The organism is Paenibacillus sp. EKM212P (genome assembly GCF_011066115.1).
In the GTDB taxonomy this organism is placed as follows: domain Bacteria; phylum Bacillota; class Bacilli; order Paenibacillales; family Paenibacillaceae; genus Paenibacillus; species Paenibacillus polymyxa_B.
In genome coordinates this window covers 1-22,804 of record NZ_JAAMNR010000019.1, presented here as the reverse complement: position 1 = coordinate 22,804, position 22,804 = coordinate 1, and the positions used below count along the sequence as shown (strand labels likewise).

At 57.0% G+C, this 22,804-nt stretch carries 5 protein-coding genes; all 5 read left to right on the top strand.

The window, feature by feature from the left end; all coding sequences use genetic code 11:
• On the top strand, window positions 1–1,983 hold a 1,983-nt coding region (locus tag G9G54_RS24640), incomplete at its 5' end, for a condensation domain-containing protein (protein ID WP_238808432.1).
• A gap of 154 nt (window positions 1,984–2,137) precedes the next feature.
• The gene (locus G9G54_RS24635; RefSeq protein ID WP_165179917.1) at window positions 2,138–5,446 is read left to right on the top strand and encodes a non-ribosomal peptide synthetase; all 3,309 of its coding nucleotides are present in this window, start codon (window positions 2,138–2,140) and stop codon (window positions 5,444–5,446) included.
• Window positions 5,436–7,262, top strand: a complete 1,827-nt coding sequence (locus G9G54_RS24630) for an ABC transporter ATP-binding protein (protein ID WP_165179916.1) — start codon at window positions 5,436–5,438, stop codon at window positions 7,260–7,262. The genes G9G54_RS24635 and G9G54_RS24630 overlap by 11 nt, the downstream gene beginning before the upstream one ends.
• Window positions 7,259–8,992 (top strand): ABC transporter ATP-binding protein, encoded by a 1,734-nt coding sequence (locus G9G54_RS24625; protein WP_165179915.1) that lies wholly within the window; start codon window positions 7,259–7,261, stop codon window positions 8,990–8,992. The genes G9G54_RS24630 and G9G54_RS24625 overlap by 4 nt, the downstream gene beginning before the upstream one ends.
• A 229-nt stretch (window positions 8,993–9,221) precedes the next feature.
• A partial coding sequence (locus G9G54_RS24620) for a non-ribosomal peptide synthetase (RefSeq protein ID WP_165179914.1) occupies window positions 9,222–22,804 on the top strand: 13,583 nt, incomplete at its 3' end.

Sequence of the window (22,804 nt, the reverse complement as noted above, 5' to 3'; positions counted from 1 at the left end):
GCGCGGTGGATGGAAGACGGCAACGTGGACTTCATCGGCCGGATCGACAACCAGGCGAAAATCCGGGGGTACCGGATCGAGACGGGCGAGATCGAGTCGCAGCTGCTGCGGGTGGAAGGCGTGCGCGAAGCGGTGGTGCTGGTTCGAAGTGACGCGAACGGGCAGAAGGCGCTATGCGCGTATTACACGCCGGATACCGGAGCGGAGCTGGCGATGAACGATTTGCGCAGCGCGCTGGCGCAGGAGCTGCCGGGCTATATGATCCCGTCGTACTTCGTGGAGCTGGAGCGTCTGCCTCTGACGCCGAACGGAAAGATTGACCGGAAGGCGCTGCCGGCGCCGGAAGGGGAAGCGGGAAGCGGAACGGAGTACGTCGCACCGCGCAATGAGCTGGAAACGAAGCTGGCGGCGATTTGGCAGGAGGTGCTGGGGCTTGCGAAGGAGATTGGCGTTCACGACAACTTCTTCGACATCGGCGGTCACTCCCTGCGAGCGACGACGCTGGCGGGCAAGGTATTTAAGGAATTAAACGTCAACCTGCCGCTGCGCGACGTATTCCGTCACTCGACGATTGCGGCGATGGCCGAGGCGATCGCCCGGATGGAACGGCGGGAGCATGAGGCCATTCCTCAAGCGGAGGAGAGAGAGTACTACCCTCTGTCCTCCGCGCAGAAACGGCTGTTCATTCAGCACACGCTGGATGGAGCAGATCAGCTTTACAACATGCCGGAGCTGGTGCAGGTGGAAGGCGAGTTTGATTTAGACCGGTTGGAAGCCGCCTTGCGGAAATTGATAACACGGCATGAATCGCTGCGCACCGGTTTTGAAATCGTGAAGGCCGAAGCGGTTCAGCGGATTTACCCGCAGGTCGATTTTGCTATCGAGCATCATCAAGCGGACAAAGAGGATGCGGCTCAAATCGAGCAGATCGTCCGCAGCTTCGTTCGTCCGTTTGATCTCGGCAAGCCGCCGCTGCTGCGCGCCGGGGTCATCGAGCTGGAGCCGAACCTGCATATTCTCCTTTTCGACATGCACCATATGGTGTCCGACGGCGTATCGATGGCGATTGTGATCGATGAGTTCTCGAGTTTCTACGCCGGGGAAGAACTGCCGCCACTGCGCATTCAATACAAGGATTATGCCGTTTGGCAGCAGTCGAAGGCCCACCGAGAGCGGATCGGGCGGCAGGAAGCGTACTGGCTGCAAACCTTCGAAGGCGAGCTGCCGACGGCGGATCTGCCGATGGACTACGAACGGTCTGCGGCTCGCAGCTACGAAGGCGCGCATCTGGAGTTCGACGTCGAAGCTTCTCTCTCTGCGCGGCTGCGCGAATTGGCGGCCGAGCGTGAAAGCACACTGTTCATGGTGCTGCTTGCGGCTTATACCGTGCTGCTGTCCAAGTACAGCGGGCAGGAGGACTTGGTCGTGGGCACCCCGGTGGCGGGAAGAACGAACGCCGATTTGGAACCGGTCATCGGGATGTTTGTCAATACGCTGGCGATCCGCAATCGTCCGTCGGGCGACAAAACGTTCTTGTCCTACCTGGAAGAAGTGAAGGAAACGGCTTTGGGTGCTTTCGAGAACCAGGATTATCCATTCGAGGAGCTCGTGGAGCGTTTGAATGTGAAGCGGGAGCCGGGCCGCTTCCCGCTGTTCGATGCCGTTTTCGACTTGCAAAATATCGAAGAACGAGACGCAGAGCTGGAAGGGGTCAGCCTGAAGACTTACGAGCTTGACCATTTGGAAGAAGCGAAGTTCGATCTGACGCTGTTTATGTATGAAAACAACGGGGCGCTGAGCGGGGGCTTCTTCTACGCCACCAAGCTGTTCAAAGAAGCGATGATCCGCACCTTGACCGAGGATTACCTGCGGGTACTGTCTCAAATTGCGGAAAATCCACAACTCGAGCTAAGCCGGATTGAATGTCATAAACCGGCGGCAGGCGCAAAGAGTGCCGTCGATACGATCGAATTCGCGTTCTAATCCTACAAGCGCGCCTCCGCCGTCAAGCGAAAGCGGCGCGCATCCCAAGGAAGACGGCGAACAACGTCCAAGCCCGTAAACGCGCAGGCCGAAAGCAAGCTTTTTCGGACCTGCGCCGGGGCATGCGGTCACTTCATTTTTAGGGGAGGTACAAATGAAATCTTTGTTTGAAAAGGAAGAACAGTACTGGAGCGGCAAGTTTGACGCCGATGACAGCCTGAGCTTCCTTCCCTACAGTCAATCCTCCAAATTATCCGCCGACGGGGAAGCTGCGGCCGAGCCGGGCTTGCTTCACCATACTCTGCCGAGCGAACTCTCGGAGAGAATCATTTGCCTCGCCAACGGTTCGGATTTGGCTTTGTACATGATTGTTTTGGCAGGAGTAAAAAGCCTGCTGTTCAAATATACCGGGCGGGACCAAGTGCTGGTCGGCATGCCTTCTTATAGCGCAGACCCCGACGGGACTCCGCCGCCGCATGACATTTTGGTGATCAAGACGTCCGTAAGCCGCCAGACTACGCTGAAAACGCTGCTCAGGGGCATCAAAGCCTCCATCGGCGAGGCGCTGGAGCATCAGCACCTGCCTTTTCGGAAAATGGTGGAGCCGCTCCATCTGGACTATACGGGGGACGGCCTCCCGGTCGTCAACACCGTCGCATCCTTCGCCCCGATTCATCCGGAACCGCTGGGTAACCGGGTGGCGGCCGATACGGTTTTTCGCTTCGACCGCCAAAACCACTCCATCGAGCTGGAAATAAGCTTTGACAAGCAGCGGTACGAGCGGGCATTTGTGGAACAGGCGGCCGACCATCTTGTTCGGCTGCTGTCCGTGCTTTTATTTCAGCCGGATCTGGAGCTCGGACAAGCCGATGTGCTGTCCCCAGACGAGAGGGAGACTCTGCTGAAGCGATTTAATGACACCGAGACCGGGTTCGAGCGGGAGAAAACGATTCACGGCTTGTTCGAAGAGCAGGCTAAGCTTTACCCGGACAACGTGGCCGCCGTCATGAACGAGCGGCAGCTGACCTACCGCGAGCTGAACGAGCGATCCAACCGCCTTGCGCGGAAGCTGCGGGAGACGGGAGTAGAAGCGGACCAGTTGGTAGCGATTCTGGCCGAACGCTCGCTCGATATGGTTGTCGGCATTCTGGCGATTCTCAAAGCGGGCGGAGCATACGTGCCTGTCGATCCCGACTACCCGGAGGAGCGCATCCGCTTCATGATCGAGGATTCGGGCGCGCCGTTATTGCTGATTCAAAAGCATCTGCACGAGAAGACCGACTTCGCAGGAACGCGCCTCGAATTGGACGATTTCGTTTGGGGCGACAGAGGGGCGGACTCCGCCGATGCGCTGGACGCTTCGAACCTGGAGCCGATTTCCGGGCCGGGCAACCTGGCTTATGTCATCTACACGTCGGGAACGACCGGCAGACCGAAAGGAACGCTGATCGAGCATAAGAACGTCGTGCGGCTCCTGTTCAACGACAAGAACCTGTTCGACTTCGGGCCGTCCGACACGTGGACGCTGTTCCACTCGTTCTGCTTCGATTTCTCCGTCTGGGAAATGTACGGAGCGCTGCTGTACGGAGGCAAGCTGGTCATCGTACCACCGCTCACGGCGAAAAATCCGGCCGATTTCCTGGTGCTGCTGGGCCGCGAACAGGTCACGATTTTGAACCAGACGCCAACGTACTTCTACCAGCTGCTGCGTAAGGTCTTGGCGGACCATCCGTACGATCTGCGGATTCGCAACGTCATCTTCGGGGGCGAAGCGCTGAGTCCGCTGCTGCTCAAGGGCTTCAAGACGAAGTACCCGGAGACGAAGCTGATCAATATGTACGGCATTACTGAGACGACGGTTCACGTTACGTATAAGGAAATAACGTGGGTCGAAATGGAGGCGGCGAAGAGCAATATCGGCAAGCCGATCCCGACGCTGAGCGTGTACGTCCTTGATGAAAACCGCCGCCCTGTGCCGATCGGCGTAGCGGGCGAAATGTATGTGGCCGGGGAAGGCCTTGCGAGAGGATACCTGAACCGCCCGGATCTGACGGCGGAGAAGTTCGTCGATTCCCCGTTTGCGGAGGGGGAGAAACTGTACCGCTCGGGCGACTTGGCGGCTTGGCTGCCGGACGGCAACATCGAATACCTGGGCCGGATCGATCATCAGGTGAAAATCCGTGGGTACCGGATCGAGCTGGACGAAATCGAGACGCAGCTGCTGAAGATCGCCGCCGTGCAAGAAGCCAAGGTGCTCGACCGCGACGACGCGAACGGCCATAAGCAGCTTGTCGCTTATTACGTCGCGGAAACGAGGCTGGCGGCGCATGAACTCAAGGAGGAGCTCGCCAAGCAGCTTCCGGGGTATATGATTCCTTCGCACCTCGTGCAGCTTTCGCGGATGCCGCTGACCCCGAACGGGAAAATCGACCGCAAAGCGCTGCCCGCGCCGGAGGAAGCCGCGGCCGGAGGAGCGGAATATGTCGCGCCGAGAACGCTGCTCGAAATGAAGATCGCCCGCGTCTGGCAGGATACGCTTGGCGTTCCGCAGGTCGGCGTAAAGGATAACTTTTTTGAGTTGGGTGGCAATTCGTTAAGTCTGATGAGGCTCGTTCAAGCCGTTTACGATGAAACGGGCATCGAGATACCGCTGAACCGCCAGTTCCACAATTTAACAGTTGAAGCCATGGCTTTCGGAGAGGGGGATCTGGGCCTGGATAAAGGGGGAGACTCCTTCATTAAGCTGAATAAAGCAGGAGATCTGAACGTGTTCTGCTTCCCTCCGGGCAGCGGCTTCGGCATCGGTTACCGAGAGCTCGCAAGCAGGCTCGACGGCCAATTCGTGCTCTACGGCATTGATTTTATCGACGATGCCGTCGATTACGAGGTCATGCTGAACCGTTATGTGGACGAGATCGTCCGCATCCAGCCGGAAGGACCTTACGTGCTGCTCGGCTACTGCTTCGGAGGCAACCTGACGTTCGAGGTAGCCAAAACGATGGAGAAAAGAGGGTATTCCGTAACGGACGTGCTCATGGTGGACTCGTGGATTAAGGACACGCTGACGCCTTCCGAAACGTCGGAGAAAGAGCTTGAAGAAACGCTTGCCGATTTCGACGAAGAAGAGAAGGAATTAATGAGCAACCCGCTCGTGCGGGAGCGGGTTCATCGGAAGGTCAAAGCGACCTTGGCGTACGAAGCGCAGCTTATTAATTCCGGCACGATCCCGGCCCGGATTTACGAACTGATTGCGAAGGACAGCGAAGCGTTCCGCCTGGAGCACCAATCGCCTTCCTGGCGGGGGGCAACGACGCAAGCTTACGCCGATTACCGGCTGGAGGGCGCGCACGAGGAATTGCTGGAACTCGCGCGCGTGGAAGAAACGGCCGTCGTCATCCGGGACATCTTAGAGCAAGTCAAGCGGCAGATCGAAGCGGAGGCTGGGGTACTGCATGGAAGCTGACCGCCAGCCGTCTGTTCTAGAACAAGGCACAGCGGCGCCCTCCAAGCGCCAAACCGCTTACGCCGCCTGGAAAGCGTTCCGCTGGCTGATGTCCTATGTAAGCCGTCACAAAGGCTGGATGATCGTCGGTATCTTGTCCGCGATTGCCGCCGCCGTTATTGAGATATGGATGGGAAGTTTGATCGAGCAGCTGACCACCCAGGCCGAGAAGGGGGCGGGGCCAATCGTTCTGCAAATCGTGTACACGGTCTTTGTGGTCATCTTGATCGGTGTGCCGGCGAAGTTTTTCATGAGCTTCGGCGTGGAGCGAAGCAGCGCCTCTGCGGTGCAGGATATCCGCAACCATGTCATGCGTCATATCGGCAAACTCCCGGTCTCCTACTTGGAAAAGCAGCACTCCGGCGACGTATTGTCGCGGATCAACAACGACCTGCAGCTGATCCAGCAGTTTATGATTCGGGACCTCGCCCAGTGGTTTTATCATCCGCTGGTGTTCATCGGCTGTTTCGCTTATTTGATCTACCTCCAATGGGAGCTGATGCTGTACAGCCTGCTGTTATTTCCCGTAGCGCTGCTGGTTTCCCAATGGATCGGCAAGCAGTTGGAGCGGTTGACGGAGGAAGCCCAGGCGAACATGGGCCGAATGAACGTCAACCTCCAGGATACGCTTGGGGGTATGCCTATTGTAAAAAGCTACCTGCTATCCGGCATGTTATCTCGCTCCTACCAAGTGCTGCTGCAATTGACGGCCCAAAAAAAGCTGGCCGTGAAAAAGCGGGAAGCCTGGGTCAACCCGCTGCTTTCCACGCTGATGATCAGCCCGATCATTTTCGCCGTCAGTTACGGAAGCTATTTGATCTACAAAGGGCAGCTAGGCGCGGGAGAGCTGATCGCCTTCCTGTACTTGCTGAATCTGTGTCTGGAGCCACTGGAGCATATTCCCGAGCTCATCACGCGGACGTTCGAAATGGCCGGTGCCCTGAGAAGGGTCTCCGAAATCGTCGAGCAGCCGACCGAAACGGAAAATGGCCGTTCGCTTTCGAAAGCGAGCGCCGCCCCCATCGAGTTTCAGAACGTAACCTTCGGGTATGAGGAGAGCTCTCCGATCCTGCGGAATGTTAGCTTCTCGGTGCCGGAAGGGAGGACGATCGCGCTTGTCGGAGCGAGCGGTGGAGGGAAGAGCACGGTGTTTAAGCTTGTATGCGGATTTTATCCGCTTCCGGAGGACCAGGGCGAGATCCGCGTGTTCGGCAGCCTGATCCACGGCGCCGATCCGGAGCAGCTTCGGTCGCATTTTTCCGTGGTAACCCAGGATTCATATTTGTTTAGCGGCACGATCGCTGAAAATATCGGCTACGGGCGGGAAGTAGCGTCGATGGACGAGATTATCGAAGCCGCCAAAGCCGCTCAGGCGCATTCCTTCATTATGCAGCTTCCCGACGGCTACCAGACGTATGTCGGAGAGCGCGGAGGCCTTTTGTCCGGCGGGCAGCGCCAGCGCATTGCAATGGCCCGGGCTTTTCTTAAGGATGCTCCCGTTCTGCTGCTGGACGAGCCAACGTCGGCTCTTGATCCGGAGTCGGAAAGCGCGGTTCAGGAAGCGCTGGGCGTATTGATGAAGCAGAGAACGACGATGGTTATTGCCCACCGGCTTTCTACAGTACAAAACGCCGACGAAATTTGGGTCATGGAACAGGGGAGTATTGTTGAAAAGGGCACTCATGAACAATTGCTGAAGATGAAGGGACTGTACGCCCAGTCGTACTATCAGGAATTTACCGAGTCTGCCGAACGCAGGGAGGTGGCGTACACATGAAAAAGGGCGGATGGCTCTCGCAAGTGAAAGAACTCGGCTACTTGCTGATGTTTATGAACCGCAAGCGCAAAACCCAGTACGCCATTGGCCTGGCCGTGACGGCGCTCACCCAGACATTGTTCCTGATCGCCTTCAGCTTGGTCGTACATAACTTGGTTGATTTCGCCGTGTCCCGAGATACGTCCCTGATGGTGGAAGCCTTTATTATTTTGGGCGCGGCCTTGTTCCTGGAAAATGTGATTTCTCCCTGGTTCATTTACTTATACCAGCGCAGTGTCGAGTTGACTGTGCTGAATATCCGCGAACGTCTTTATGACAAGCTGTGCCGGGTGCGGCCGAGATTCCTGGAGCAGACGCACCATGGGGATTTGCTGTCGCGGGTGAACAACGACGTAACGACCGTTGAGTTTACATTCTCGCAGGTTTACTTCGTTTTGCTGCTTCAAGTTGTCTTTTGCATCGGCTCCATTGTCTCCATGGTGTTGATCGATTGGCGGTTTGCCGGCGTATCCTTCGTCATTCTGCTGCTGTCCTCCGTGGTCAGCCTGAAATTTGCGCGGGATATTCGCACCTTGTCCGAACAAGGCTTGCAAACGCTCGGTAAAATGACCGAAAAATTCAAAGATTTTATGGGCGGCATTCAAATTGTGAAGCTGTTCCGCATCCGCACGATTTACGGCCAGTACGAGGCGTTGAACGAACAAATGACGCAGACGCTTCGGCAAACCGCGCAGAAGAACGGCATGCAGGCTGCGGTGAATCATTTTATCAGCTACGTCACGTTCTGCGGCATCATCGTCATCGGCAGTCTTCTTTATGCCTACGGACTGATGGGAATGGGAAGCGTCGCTGCCCTGGCAGTTCTGCAAGTGAATCTGACGCACGCCTTGTTGAACTTGGGGATGGTTCTGTCGATGACCCAAAATTCGATCGCGGGCGCTCACCGGATTCAAGAGGTACTAAGAGAGGAAGAGGAACCGGAGCGTTTGGGATCTCCTCACAGCGAGCTCGTGTCGGAGGCTGCGGTGGAGTTTCGCGATGTGGAATTTTCCTATCAGGCGGATAAAAAGGTGCTTGTCGACATCTCCATGCAGGTGTTTCCCGGCCAGGTCGCCGCTATCGTGGGGGCCAGCGGCAGCGGCAAAAGTACGCTGATCAAGCTGCTGCTCGGCTTTTATCCTGTGGACAGCGGAGAAATCCTGCTCCAAGGCAAACCGTTCGGCCATTACACGCTGGACGAAATCCGCAGGCAGATTGCATACGTTCCGCAGGAGCCGTTCTTGTTTACCGGCACGATTGAGGAAAACATCCGCTACGGCAACCCGGATGCAACGGATGAAGAAGTGATCGAAGCGGCCAAAGCGGCGTACGCTCACCATTTCATTCAGGAACTTCCTGAACAGTATAAAACGCCGGCGGGAGAGAGAGGAGCGTCGTTGTCGGGCGGACAAAGGCAGCGAATTGCGATCGCCCGGGCGATTCTCAAAAACGCCCCGATTCTGCTGCTGGACGAAGCGACTTCCGCGCTGGATAACGAATCCCAGCATTGGGTACAGCAGGCCCTGAACGTATTGATGAAGGGGCGCACCACCATTCTGATCGCCCACCGTCTCAGCACCGTGGAACATGCGGATTTGATTACCGTCATGAACCAAGGGACGGTCGTCGAGCGGGGCCGCCATCAGGACCTGCTGGCGCTCGGGGGTTATTACGCCCGGCTGTACGGCTAGACCCGCTTTACGGCGGGCGGCTTCCTGCTTGCGAATGCGACAGAGTCTTTTAGTAATCCAAGGTATGACTTTATAACCGGTAGTTACCAGAAAACGCAGACACGAAAAAGGGGACAGAGTCCGAAGGAGCCGTTCCGGGAATGGCCGCGCGGTTCTTCTAAGAGTGACTAAGTGACATCTAGGTACAAAGCCTATCTATAAAGAATCTCTAAACCGGGAGTGTGTCGATGTGAGAGAGAATACCAACGAGCAATATGGATTAACGCAAGCCCAGCGCCGAATATGGTTCATGGAAATTATGAATCCGGGAACGTCCATCACGATGCTTTCCGCGACCTACCAGATTACGGGCGAGATCAACACACAGCTTCTGGAGCAAGCGGCGGCAGAGATCGTCAAAACCTATGACGTTTTCCGAATCCGCATTAGCGGGGATTTGCAAAATCCAACGCAGTGGTTCGAAGAGCCGGAGAATGTCCAAGCTAGGATAAGCCGCCTCGAAATAGGCACAACCGAACAATTCTATGCTTGGGTGAAAGAAGTAAGCGAAAAACCGGCCAGCGTGTTCGACGAACACCTCTACCAATTTACGATTATCCATTTTGCGAACGGCCAAGTATGGCTCAATTTGACGGTAAATCATATTATCGCCGACGGCTTGTCCGTCAATGCTTTGCTGCATGCGGTGATGGAAAAATACCTGGAACTGCGCAAAGGCATCTCCAGCAGTTACCAGGCCCCTACCTATCTGGATTATATTTCCGCGGAGCGTGAATATGAGCAATCGCAGCGTTATCAAAAAGGCAAGGAATACTGGCTGACGAAGTACAACACTTTGCCTGAAACGACCGGCATTAAATCGTATCCGCCATTCTCGATCGGCAGCGAATCCAATAAACTGGCCATCACTTTGGACGGTTCCCGATATGAACGCATTCTGGCCTTCAGCGAACAATATCAGGTCAGCTTATATACGTTATTTCTGTCCGCCATGTACGCCTTATTGTACAAGCTGACCGACAGCACCGATGTTCCGGTCGGCACGGTTTTCGCCAATCGCACCAGCAAGAAGGAAAAAGAAACGATCGGCATGTTCGTCAGCACCGTGGCTACGCGGATTCGTCTGAATCCAGACGGGCACGTGCTTTCCTTGATCCAAACGGTTTCCAAGGAAAATACGGCGGATCTGCGGTATCAGAAATACCCTTATAACCAATTGATCCAGGATTTACGCGAACAACACGGCCGCAACGATCTTTCGGGGCTGTTCCGCACGTCTCTGGAATATCTGCCTTTGAAAATCGTGGAGTACGAAGAAATCAAGGTACGCCTGGAGGCTCACTTCGCTAGGCACGAGATGGACGATTTGCTGCTGCGCTTCGACCATATGCTGAATGAAGGCCATGTAATTCTCCATGCTTCCTATCGTACCGGCCTGTTCGAGACGGCCGAGATTGATCGGATTATGGAACAGTATGTAACCGTTCTGGACCAGTTTCTTCAGACTCCCGAACTGCCGGTACGCGAGATTTCTCTGCTGAGCGATGAGGAGAGACACCGCATTCTCAACGTTTTTAACCCGCCGGTGGCAGGGCTGAGCGAGGGAGAAGCGTTTCATCGGTATGTTGAAAAGTTTGCCCGGGAAATTCCGGATCATCCGGCAGTCGTCTACATGGACAAACAGCTGACCTACGGCGAATTGAACGAACGCGCCGAGCGGCTGGCTTCTCTCCTTCGCGAACAGGGCGTGGGAAGGGAGACGATTACGGGGATCTGGGCGGAGCGTTCGGTGGAACTGCTGGTCGGGGTGCTCGCCGTTTGGAAAGCCGGCGGAGCCTATGTACCGCTGGACCCCGATTATCCGGCGGAGCGGATTGAGTACATGCTCAGCGATAGCGATGCATCGGTGCTACTTACGCAGCGTCATCTGTTGGAGCGGGCCAGAGGTTGGTTGGCCGATGACCGGCTGAAGCTTCAAGCTGTCTATGCCATGGACGATGAACAGATTTATAACGGGGATGCCTTAACCGTGGAATTTGAATCTGCCGACAGCGCCCCGCAAGACTTGGCTTATGTGATTTACACCTCGGGTACGACGGGACGCCCGAAAGGCGTCATGATCGAGCACGGTAGTCTCGTGAATACGGCAGATGCGTACCGTCGCGAGTACCGGTTGGATCAGTTTCCGGTGCGGCTGCTCCAGCTGGCCAGCTTCTCGTTTGACGTGTTCGTCGGAGACATCGCGCGAACGCTGTATAACGGAGGCACGATGGTGATTGTGCCGAAGGATGACCGGATTGATCCGAACCTCTTATACGGCTGGATTCGGGACCAAAACATTACGGTATTCGAATCGACGCCTGCGCTCATCCTGCCGTTCATGCAGCATATTTATGAAGAAGGGCTGGACGTTAGCTCCATGCAGTTGCTGATTACCAGCTCGGATGCTTGCAGTGTCACCGATTACCGATTGCTGCAGGAAAGATTCGGCGGACAATTCCGCATCATCAACAGCTATGGCGTTACCGAAGCGGCCATTGACAGCAGCTTTTACGGTGAGCCGCTGGATAAGCTGCCGCCGTCGGGGCATGTGCCGATCGGCAAAGCTTGGCTGAACGCCCGGTTTTACATTGTCGATGCCGCGTTAAAGCCAGTTCCTGTAGGGGTTCCGGGCGAGCTTGTCATCGGCGGCGCCGGGGTGGCGCGCGGGTACTGGAACCGTCCGGACCTAACCGCCGAGAAGTTTGCGGACAGCCCGTTTGTGCCGGGCGAACGTCTGTACCGGACAGGCGATTTGGCCCGCTGGCTGGAAGACGGCAACGTCGACTTCATCGGCCGGATCGACTATCAAGTGAAAATTCGCGGGTTCCGGATCGAACTCGGCGAAATTGAAACGGCCCTGCTGCGTTTCCCGGGCGTCAAGCAGGCTGTGGTGACCGATCGTACGGATGAGCAGGGGCAAAAGTATTTGTGCGGCTACGTCGCGGCGGATGCTTCCTTGCAGCTGAGCGATCTGCTGTCCCAATTGAAGCAAGAGCTGCCGGCCCATATGGTCCCGGCCCGGCTGGTGTCTCTTGATAAGCTTCCGCTCACGCCGAACGGCAAAATTGACCGTAAAGCGCTGCCTGAACCGACCGGAGAAGTAGAAGCAGGCCGTGAGTATGTGGCACCTCGCACAACGCTGGAAACAAGACTTGCTCTCATTTGGCAGCAGGTGCTGGGTATTGCGCGAGTTGGAGTCCAAGACGATTTCTTTGACTTGGGTGGTCATTCCTTGCGGGCCTCCACGCTGGTTTCCAAGATTAGGAAAGAGTTGCAAGTCGAGGTTTCGCTGCGGGAAGTTTTCCGCTACACCACGATCGAACAGCTAGCCCAAAGAATCGGCGGTTTAAGGCAGCAGGAGACGTATGAGATTACAAAGGCGGCTGAGGCCGAGTACTATCCGGTTTCATCCGAGCAAAAGCGTCTGTACGTCCTGCGCCAGCTTGACGGGGCCGAGCGCAGCTACAATATGTCGGCGGCGCTTCTTCTCGAAGGCAAGCTGGACCGCACGCGCGTCGAGCACGCGTTCCGGGCGCTGATTCAGCGCCATGAGACGCTGCGTACCGGGATCGAGCAGGTTCAAGGCGAGCTTGTCCAGCGCATCTATGACGAGGTGGAGTTTGCTGTAGATTATTTCCAGGCGAGCGAGCGGGAAGTGGAGCAAGTGGTGGAAGCTTACTATCACCCGTTTGATCTGACCAAGCCGCCACTTCTCCGCATCGGCCTGATCGAAGTCGCCGAGGATCGCCACATTCTACTGTTCGATATGCACCATATCGTCTCGGACGGCATTTCGACAGCGCTGCTCTTCGACGAGTTCAGCCGCCTGTATCGGGGCGAGGAGCTGGCCCCGCTGCGCATTCAATACAAAGATTATGCCGTTTGGCAGCATTCCGAAGCTTACGGGCAGATGCTCCAGCCGCAGAAGGAGTATTGGCTGGAACAGCTGTCGGGCGAGCTGCCGGTCTTGGAGCTGCCGACGGACTTCCCGCGGCCTGCGGTGCAAAGCTTTGACGGCCGAACCGTGAAGTTTTATATCGAGAAAGATCGGACGGAGAAGCTGAAAGAGCTGGCGGCACGGACAGGGACGACCCTGTACATGGTGCTGCTGTCGGCTTACACCATCCTTATGCATAAATATTCGGGTCAGGAAGATCTGATCGTAGGAACGCCGATTGCAGGAAGAACGCAGGAAGAAGTGCAGCCGATCGTAGGGATGTTTATCAACACGCTGGCCATTCGCAGCCGTCCGGAGCGTTCCAAGCCGTACCTTACGTACCTGGAAGAAATCAAGGACATCACGCTCGGGGCTTTCGAACACCAAAATTATTTGTTCGAAGACTTGGTAGAAAGTCTTCACATTCCGCGCGCGACCGGCCGGAATCCGCTCTTTGACACGTTCTTCTCCCTACAAAATACGGAGAACGAGCAAATTGTCATCGAGGGGCTGGAGCAATCGTTTTATCCACTAGAGAACCAAACATCCAAGTTCGAGCTGCTCCTGGATATTTCGGAGCTGGACGGTCAGCTCGAATGCCGGTTGGAGTACGCTACGGCTCTGTATAAACAAGAGACCGCGGAGCGGTTCGCCAGACATTATGACAAGCTGCTCGAAACCATCGCAGCAGCGCCGGACGAGGATATTGCCTCGCTGGAAATGCTCACGGAGGAGGAAATCCGCGAGCTGGTGCGCGGTTTCAACGATTCGGAGGCGGACTACCCGCGGCAGCAGACGATTCACGGCTTGTTCGAAGAGCAGGCGGAGCTTTACCCGGACAACGTGGCCGCCATCATGAACGAGCGGCAGCTGACCTACCGCGAGCTGAACGAGCGATCCAACCGCCTTGCGCGGAAGCTGCGGGAGACGGGAGTAGAAGCGGACCAGCTGGTAGCGATTCTGGCCGAACGCTCGCTCGATATGGTTGTCGGCATTCTGGCGATTCTCAAAGCGGGCGGAGCATACGTGCCTGTCGATCCCGACTACCCGGAGGAGCGCATCCGCTTCATGATCGAGGATTCGGGCGCGCCGTTATTGCTGATTCAAAAGCATCTGCACGAGAAGACCGACTTTGCAGGAACGCGCCTTGAATTGGACGATTTCGTTTGGCGCGACAGAGGGGCGGACTCCGCCGATGCGCTGGACGCTTCGAACCTGGAGCCGATTTCCGGGCCGGGCAACCTGGCTTATGTCATCTACACGTCGGGAACGACCGGCAGACCGAAAGGAACGCTGATCGAGCATAAGAACGTCGTGCGCCTCCTGTTCAACGACAAGAACCTGTTTGACTTCGGGCCATCCGACACGTGGACGCTGTTCCACTCGTTCTGCTTCGATTTCTCCGTCTGGGAAATGTACGGAGCGCTGCTGTATGGAGGCAAGCTGGTCATCGTACCGCCACTCACGGCGAAAAATCCGGCCGATTTCCTGGCGCTGCTGGGCCGCGAACAGGTCACGATTTTGAACCAGACGCCAACGTACTTCTACCAGCTGCTGCGTGAGGTCTTGGCGGACCATCCGTACGATCTGCGGATTCGCAACGTCATCTTCGGGGGCGAAGCGCTGAGTCCGCTGCTGCTCAAGGGCTTCAAGACGAAGTACCCGGAGACGAAGCTGATTAATATGTACGGCATTACCGAGACGACGGTTCACGTTACGTATAAGGAAATTACGTGGGTCGAGATTGAGGCGGCGAAGAGCAATATCGGCAAGCCGATCCCGACGCTGAGCGTATACGTCCTTGATGAAAACCGCCGCCCTGTGCCGATCGGCGTAGCGGGCGAAATGTACGTGGCCGGGGAAGGCCTTGCGAGAGGATACCTGAACCGTCCGGATCTGACGGCGGAGAAGTTCGTCGATTCCCCGTTTGCGGAGGGGGGGAAACTGTACCGCTCGGGCGACTTGGCGGCTTGGCTGCCGGACGGCAACATCGAATACCTGGGCCGGATCGATCATCAAGTGAAAATCCGCGGCTACCGGATCGAGCTGGACGAAATCGAGACGCAGCTGCTGAACGTCGAGGGCGTGGAAGAAGCGGTGGTGCTAGCCCGTCAGGACGGCGGGGGCGAGAAGGCGCTTGTCGCCTACTTTGTGGCGGACCGGACGCTGACGATCAGCGAAATGAGAACCTCGCTGGCCCAGGAAATGCCGGGGTACATGATCCCGTCGTACTTCGTGCAGCTGGAGCGCATGCCGCTGACGTCCAACGGAAAAGTGGACCGCAAAGCGCTGCCGGAGCCGCAAGGCGGCTTGCAAACGGGCGTCGAATACGTAGCGCCGCGTAACCGGACGGAGTCCCAGCTTGTGAAGATCTGGGAGGAAGTGCTGGGCTACTCCGGCATTGGAGTCCTGGACAATTTCTTCGAGCTCGGAGGCCACTCCTTGCGGGCGACGAACCTTGTCAGCAAGATTCAGAAGGAAATGAACGTCGAACTTCCGCTGCGCGATGTGTTCCGCTATACGACGATAGAGTCGATGGCCGGGGCTATTGCCAGCTTGGAAGAAACGCGGCACAGCTCGATTCCGAAAGCGGAAGAGAAAGCGTACTATCCGGTTTCCTCCGCGCAAAAAAGGCTGTACGTCCTACACCAGCTGGATGGCTCGGAGCTGAATTACAACCTCCCGAGTGCCTTGCAGTTGGAAGGGGCTTTGAACGAGGCCAAAGTGGAAAAGGCGCTGACAACTTTGGTGGCCCGGCATGATATGCTGCGCACCGGTTTTGAAATCGTGAATGGGGAGCCGGTTCAGCGTATTCATCCGCTCGTAGCTTTCAAGGTCGAGAAGCTTCAAGCAAGCGAAGATCAGGTTGCGGCCATTCTTGAAGGCTTCATTCAGCCTTTTGACTTGACCCAGCCGCCTTTGCTGCGCGCCCTGCTGATCGAACTGGAGAAAGAGAAATTCCTGCTCGCGCTGGATATTCATCATATTGGTTCCGACGGCCTTTCCATGGACGTGCTGCTGCGCGAATTCGTGCGGCTTTACAATGGGGAAGAATTGCCGGAGCTGCGGATTCAATATAAGGATTACGCCGTTTGGCAGCAATCCGAGGAGCAGCGCCAGCGCATCAAACGGCAGGAGGAATACTGGTGCGGGGTATTCAGCTCCGAGCTTCCGGTTCTTGAGCTGCCTCTCGACTTCTCCCGCCCGGCCGTCCAGCAGTTTGACGGTCAAACGCTCACGTTTACGCTGGATGCGGAGAAAAGCGAAGCTCTCAAACGGCTTGCCGGCGATTCGGGGGCGACGCTGTATATGCTTCTGCTGGCTGCGTACTCCGTATTGCTTCATAAATACGCGGGACAAGAAGATATAGTGGTCGGCACTCCGATTGCCGCCCGTTCTCACGCCGACCTGCAGCCGATTATCGGCATGTTCGTCAATACGCTGGCCCTTCGCTTGGGTCCGGCGGCGGAGCGGACGTTCCTGGATTACTTGCAGGAAGTGAAGGAAACGACGCTTGGAGCCTACGAGCACCAGGACTATCCGTTCGAGGAGCTGGTGGAAGCTCTTCAGGTGAGCCGGGATTTAAGCCGGAATCCTCTGTTTGACACCATGTTTTCTTTGCAAAAACACGAAAGCTTGGATTTAACCCTGGAAGGCTTGCAATGGTCGCTGTTCGACATCGAGGAAAAGACGGCAAAGTTTGATCTTAGCCTTGATATCGTGGAAGCCGATAACGAGCTGGTTTGCAAGATCGAGTACGCTACCTCGTTGTTTAGACAGGAAACGATGGTACGGCTGGCGGGTCATTACGAGCAGCTATTGGCGTCGATCCTGGCTCAGCCGGGTGCGCGGATTTCGGATTTGGATATCTTGACGGACAGCGAAAAGCATGATTTGCTGATCGGGTTTGACGTGTCGTCTTCGGCTCTTGCGAAGCAACACGCCGCAGAGGGTACAGGTTTGGAAGCGGATGAGTCGTGGAGAGAGAGAACGTTCCACGAGTTGTTTGAGGAGCAGGCGGAACGCACTCCGGGAGCGCTGGCGGTTGTCTACGAAGACAGCAAGCTGACGTATGAGGAGCTGAACGCCAAAGCGAATCGTCTGGCGTATGCACTGCGGGCGCGCGGGGTGAAGCCGGAGCAGGTGGTCGGCATTCTGGCTGGCCGTTCGGCGGAGCTGTTGATCGGGGTGCTCGCCGTATGGAAAGCGGGCGGCGCTTATGTGCCGCTCGACCCGGACTATCCGGCGGAGCGGATCGAGTATATGCTCGCGGACAGCGGGGCGTCGGTGCTGCTCACACAGACCCGCCTGCTGGAGCAGGCGGAAGCTTGGCGCAGCGACGGAGCTCTAGTGCTGCAAACGGTGCTTGCGCTTGACGACGCCGCGACGTACAGCCTCGGAGCGGCGGAAGCGGCTGTGGGCGAAGCAGGCGCAGAGGCGGAGGCTTTGGCGCAAGCGGAAACGGCTGCTGCCGAAACGTCCGCCACGGCAGAAGCCGAGAAGACCGTACTAGCGGCGGATCTCGCATCGAATCCGGCAAATGTGAACAAGCCGCGCGATTTGGCTTACGTCATCTACACCTCCGGTACGACGGGCAAGCCGAAGGGCGTGATGATCGAGCACCGAAGCCTGGTGAACATGGCGGCGGGCTACCGGCGGGAATACCGCCTGGATCAGTTCCCGATCCGGCTGCTGCAGCTCGCCAGCTTCTCGTTCGACGTGTTCGTCGGCGACATTGCGCGGACGCTGTACAACGGCGGCACCATGGTCATCGTGCCGAAGGACGACCGGATTGATCCAACCCGCCTCTACGGCTGGATTCGCGACTACGCCGTGACGGTGTTCGAATCGACTCCGGCGCTGATCGTGCCGTTCATGGAGCATGTGCATGCCGAGGGTCTGGACCTCAGCTCGATGCAGCTGCTGATCACAAGCTCGGATGCGTGCAGCGTAGCGGATTACCGCACCTTGCAGGAGCGCTTCGGCTCGCAGTTCCGTATTATTAACAGCTACGGCGTAACGGAAGCGGCGATTGACTCCAGCTTCTATGACGAGCCGCTGGAGAAGCTGCCGAAGACGGGCAGCGTGCCGATCGGGAAAGCGTGGCTGAACGCCAAGTTCTACATCGTGGATGCGAATCTGAAGCCGGTGCCGATCGGGGTGTTGGGCGAGCTGGTTATCGGCGGAGCGGGTGTGGCCCGCGGTTACTTGAACCGCCCGGATTTGACGGCGGAGAAATTCGTAGACAGCCCGTTCGCCGCTGGGGAGCGGCTGTACCGGACGGGCGACCTGGCGCGCTGGATGCCGGACGGCAACGTGGACTTCATCGGCCGGATCGACAACCAGGTGAAAATTCGCGGCTATCGGATCGAGCTTGGTGAGATTGAAGCGGCCATGAAAAATTTTGCCGGCGTGCGTCAAGCGCTTGTCATCGACCGGACGGACGAGCGGGGGCAGAAATATTTGTGCGGGTATGTCGTAGCGGATTCCAGCTTCGATCTGGAAGGGCTTGTGGCCCATCTGGACGCCGCGCTGCCTTCCCATATGGTGCCTTCGCGCATCATGTGCCTGGATCAAATGCCGCTTACGCCGAACGGGAAGATCGACCGTAAAGCGCTGCCTGTACCGGAAGGAAGCATTCGTGCCGAGGCTGCATACACGGCGCCTCGTACTCCTGCCGAGCAAGCACTTGCGTCGGTCTGGCAGTCGGTGCTGGGCGTGGATCAGGTCGGCACGATGGACAATTTCTTTGCGCTCGGCGGCGATTCGATCAAGGCCTTGCAGGTATCGTCCCGTCTTTTGCAAACGGGGTACAAGCTGGTCATGAAAGATTTGTTCCATTACCCGACGATTTCCGCCCTTAGTTTGCAGCTGCAAACGGCGGAGAGAACGGCAAGCCAGGCCGAAGTGACGGGAGAGGTCATCTTGACCCCGATTCAGCGCTGGTTCTTTGAACAAAATCCGGCCGACGTGCATCACAGCAACCAGGCGTTCATGCAGTTCTCCAAGCAAGGCTTTGACGAAGAAGCTTTACGCCAAGCGGTGCGTCAGCTTGTCGTGCATCACGATGCTCTCCGTACGGTTTACCGCCAAACCGAGAACGGCTATACCGCCTGGAACCGCGGCGCCGGGGAGAACGAAGCGCTGTTCGATCTGGAAGTTGTCGATTTCAAGGGAGTCGGCGACGTGAAAGAAGCGGTAGAGGCTAAGGCGAATGACATTCAAGCGAGCATCGATCTGGAAAACGGTCCGCTGGTGAAGCTCGGCTTGTTCCGCTGCGACGACGGCGACCACCTGCTCATCGCGATCCATCACTTGGTCGTAGACGGCGTATCCTGGCGGATTCTGCTTGAGGATTTTGCTGCCGGCTATGAGCAGGCGCTGCAAGGGCAGCCGATCCGTCTGCCGCTCAAAACGGATTCATTCCAAACGTGGGCGAAACAGCTCGCTGATTATGCGAACGGTCCGGCGATGGAAAGCGAGAGAGAATATTGGCAGCATATCGAGCAATTGACCTATGAGCCGCTTCCGAAAGATTTTGAACAAGGCAGATCCAAGCTGAAGGACAGCGGGCTCGTGACCGTTCGCTGGACGGCGGAGGAAACCGAACAGCTGCTGAAGCAGGCACACCGTGCTTACCATACGGAAATGAACGATTTGCTGCTTGCCGCGCTTGGCCTCGCGGTACAAGCTTGGAGCGGCCGGGAACGCGTGCTCGTGAATCTCGAAGGCCACGGCCGGGAAGATATTTTGCCGGATGTGGACATTACGCGCACGGTAGGCTGGTTTACAAGCCAATTCCCTGTCGTTCTGGAGCCGGGTCACGCCCAGGCGCTCGGTCATCAGGTGAAACAGGTTAAAGAAAGCTTGCGCCGCATTCCGAACAAAGGAATCGGCTACGGCATCCTGCGTTATTTGTCGGCGCCGCGTGACGGCGAGCGCTTCGCTTTGGAGCCGGAGATAAGCTTTAACTATTTGGGGCAGTTCGACCAGGATTACGAAAGCAGCGGCTCGAGGCCGTCTCCGTTCAGCCCGGGCTCCGATTCAAGCCCGAATGCAGTGATGGATTATGTCCTCGATATCAACGGTATGGTGTCGGAAGGAGTGCAGGAACTCACGATCCGTTATGGGGAAACCCAGTATAAACGGGAAACGGTAGAGCGCCTGGGCACCCTGCTTCATTCGAGCTTGCGTGAAGTCATCAGCCATTGCGTATCGAAAGAGCGGCCGGAGCTTACGCCTAGCGACGTACTGCTTCAAGATGTGACGTTGGAGGAACTGGAGCGGCTGGCCGAACATACGGCGGCGCTCGGCGAACTGGAGAATGTATACACCCTGACTCCGCTGCAAAAAGGGATGTTGTTCCACAGCCTGCTGGATACCGATTCGGAAGCTTACTTCGAACAGGTGACCTTCGATCTGTACGGAAGCCTGAATGTCGAAGCCTTCACCCAAGGATTGGATACGCTGGTGCAGCGGAATGAGGCGCTGCGGACCAACTTTATTACCGGCTGGAGAGACGAGCCGATTCAAGTTGTATTCCGCGAGCGGAAGTGTGAAGTGTACTTCGAAGATATTCGCTCGGTAAGCGATGAAGACTCAGAGAAGACGATAGCCGATTTCGTCAGCGCGGATAAAGCGAGCAAGTTCGATTTGGCCCGAGGCTCTCTTATGCGCGTGACAGTTTTGCGCACGGGCGACGAGTCATACCATGTGATCTGGAGTCACCATCACATTTTGATGGACGGCTGGTGCATGTCCTTCATGATCAAGGAAGTGTTCGACACCTATTTCGCGTTCCAGGAGAAGCGAACGCTGGAGCTTCCTCCGGTTACCTCGTACTCCCGGTATATCGAATGGCTGGAAGCTCAAGATGCCGTGAAAGCTTCGCGTTACTGGTCCGAGTATTTGGCGGGTTACGATCAGCAGACCAAGCTGCCCCAGGAGAAAACGCAGCTGAAGCAGGGCGCTTTTGAAACGGCTGAAATCGATGTGGAACTCAGCAAGGAACTGACCGGGCAAATCGAGCGGGTGGCGCGCCAGCAGCAGGTGACGCTCAATACGTTCATGCAGACCGTATGGGGACTGGTTCTGCAGGTATATAACAACAGCGAGGATGTCGTATTCGGCTCCGTCGTATCCGGGCGTCCGGCGGAAATTCCGGGCATCGAAAGCATGATCGGCCTGTTTATTAATACGATCCCGGTCCGTATTCAAGGCAAAGCCGAGGAGACGGTAGCCGATATCTTGAGAAAAACCCAGGATCAAGCGCTGGCATCGGGAGCTTACGAAACGTTCCCGCTGTTCGAAATTCAGTCGCTGAGCGAGCAAAAGCGCGACTTGATCAACCATATCATGGTCTTTGAAAATTATCCGATGGAAGAACAGATTGAGCAGGTCGTCGGCGGAGATAAAGAAGCGCTGAAAATCGGTAATATCCAGTCGCCGGAGCAAACGAACTACGACCTGGACATTACCGTCATTCCGGAAGAGCATATTTTGCTGCGGTTTACGTACAATGCGCTGACGTTCAGAGAGGAAGACATCAGGCTGATCCACGGTCATTTTGCCCGGGCACTGGAGAAGGTTGCGGCTAACCCGAACATCCGCGTGAATCAGTTGGGGCTTTTGACGTCGGCGGAAAAAGAGCAAATTCTTGGCGTGTTTAACCCGGCGCAGCCGGAAGCGGCTCCTGCGGCCGCGTTCCACCGGCTGTTCGAGGAACAGGCGGAGCACACGCCGAAAGCGGCGGCCGTCGTGTACGAGAACGAGCGGCTGACGTATGCGGAGCTGAACGAGCGGGCGAACCGCTTGGCGGCTACGCTGCGTGCAAGCGGCATCGGCCGGGAGACGATCGTCGGCATTCTCGCCGAGCGTTCGGTGGACTTGCTGGTGGCCGTGCTGGCCGTCTGGAAAGCGGGCGGGGCGTATGTGCCACTCGACCCGGATTACCCGGCGGAGCGCGTGCGGTTCATGCTCGAAGACAGCGGAGCGAAGGTACTGCTGACGCAAACGGCGCTGCGAGAGCGTGCCGAAGCCTGGCTTGGCGAAGAGGAACTGGCGCTGGCGGCGGTGCTGTACCTCGACGACGAAACTTCGTACAGCGAGGAGCGGACGAATGCGCCGATTGTCTCCGGCATGGTCTCCGGCAAGCTGACGGATGCTGTGGACGACGGCGATGAGAGCCATCAGAATGTTGGCACCGACAGCTTCCATGAAGCCCGTCCAGAGGACCTGGCGTACGTGATCTACACGTCGGGAACGACGGGCAAGCCGAAGGGCGTGATGATCGAGCACCGCAGCCTGGTGAACACGGCGGCGGGCTACCGGCGGGAATACCGGTTGGATCAGTTCCCGGTGCGGCTGCTGCAGCTCGCAAGCTTCTCGTTCGACGTGTTCGTGGGAGATATCGCGCGGACGCTGTACAACGGAGGCACGATGGTGATTGTGCCGAAGGACGACCGGATCGATCCGTCTCGTCTGCACCACTGGATTGAGCGGGAGCGGGTCACCATCTTCGAATCGACGCCGGCGCTGATCGTGCCGTTCCTGGAGTACGTGCACGAGCAGCAACTGGATATGAGCTGGATGGAGTTGTTGATCACGAGCTCGGACAGCTGCAGCGTGGCGGATTACCGGACCTTGCAGGAACGCTTCGGCTCGTTGTTCCGGATCATCAACGCATACGGCGTGACGGAAGCGGCGATCGACTCCAGCTTCTACGACGAGGAGCTGGCGAAGCTGCCGCAGACAGGCAATGTGCCGATCGGCAAAGCGTGGCTGAATGCGAAATTCTACATCGTGGACGCGCATCTGAACCCGGTGCCGGTCGG

Bases quoted from the DNA above. Each gene is read 5' to 3' on its own strand.
- G9G54_RS24625 (WP_165179915.1), top strand. From the start codon at position 7,259: ATGAAAAAGGGCGGATGGCTCTCGCAAGTGAAAGAACTCGGCTACTTG.
- G9G54_RS24635 (WP_165179917.1), top strand. From the start codon at position 2,138: ATGAAATCTTTGTTTGAAAAGGAAGAACAGTACTGGAGCGGCAAGTTT.
- G9G54_RS24630 (WP_165179916.1), top strand. From the start codon at position 5,436: ATGGAAGCTGACCGCCAGCCGTCTGTTCTAGAACAAGGCACAGCGGCG.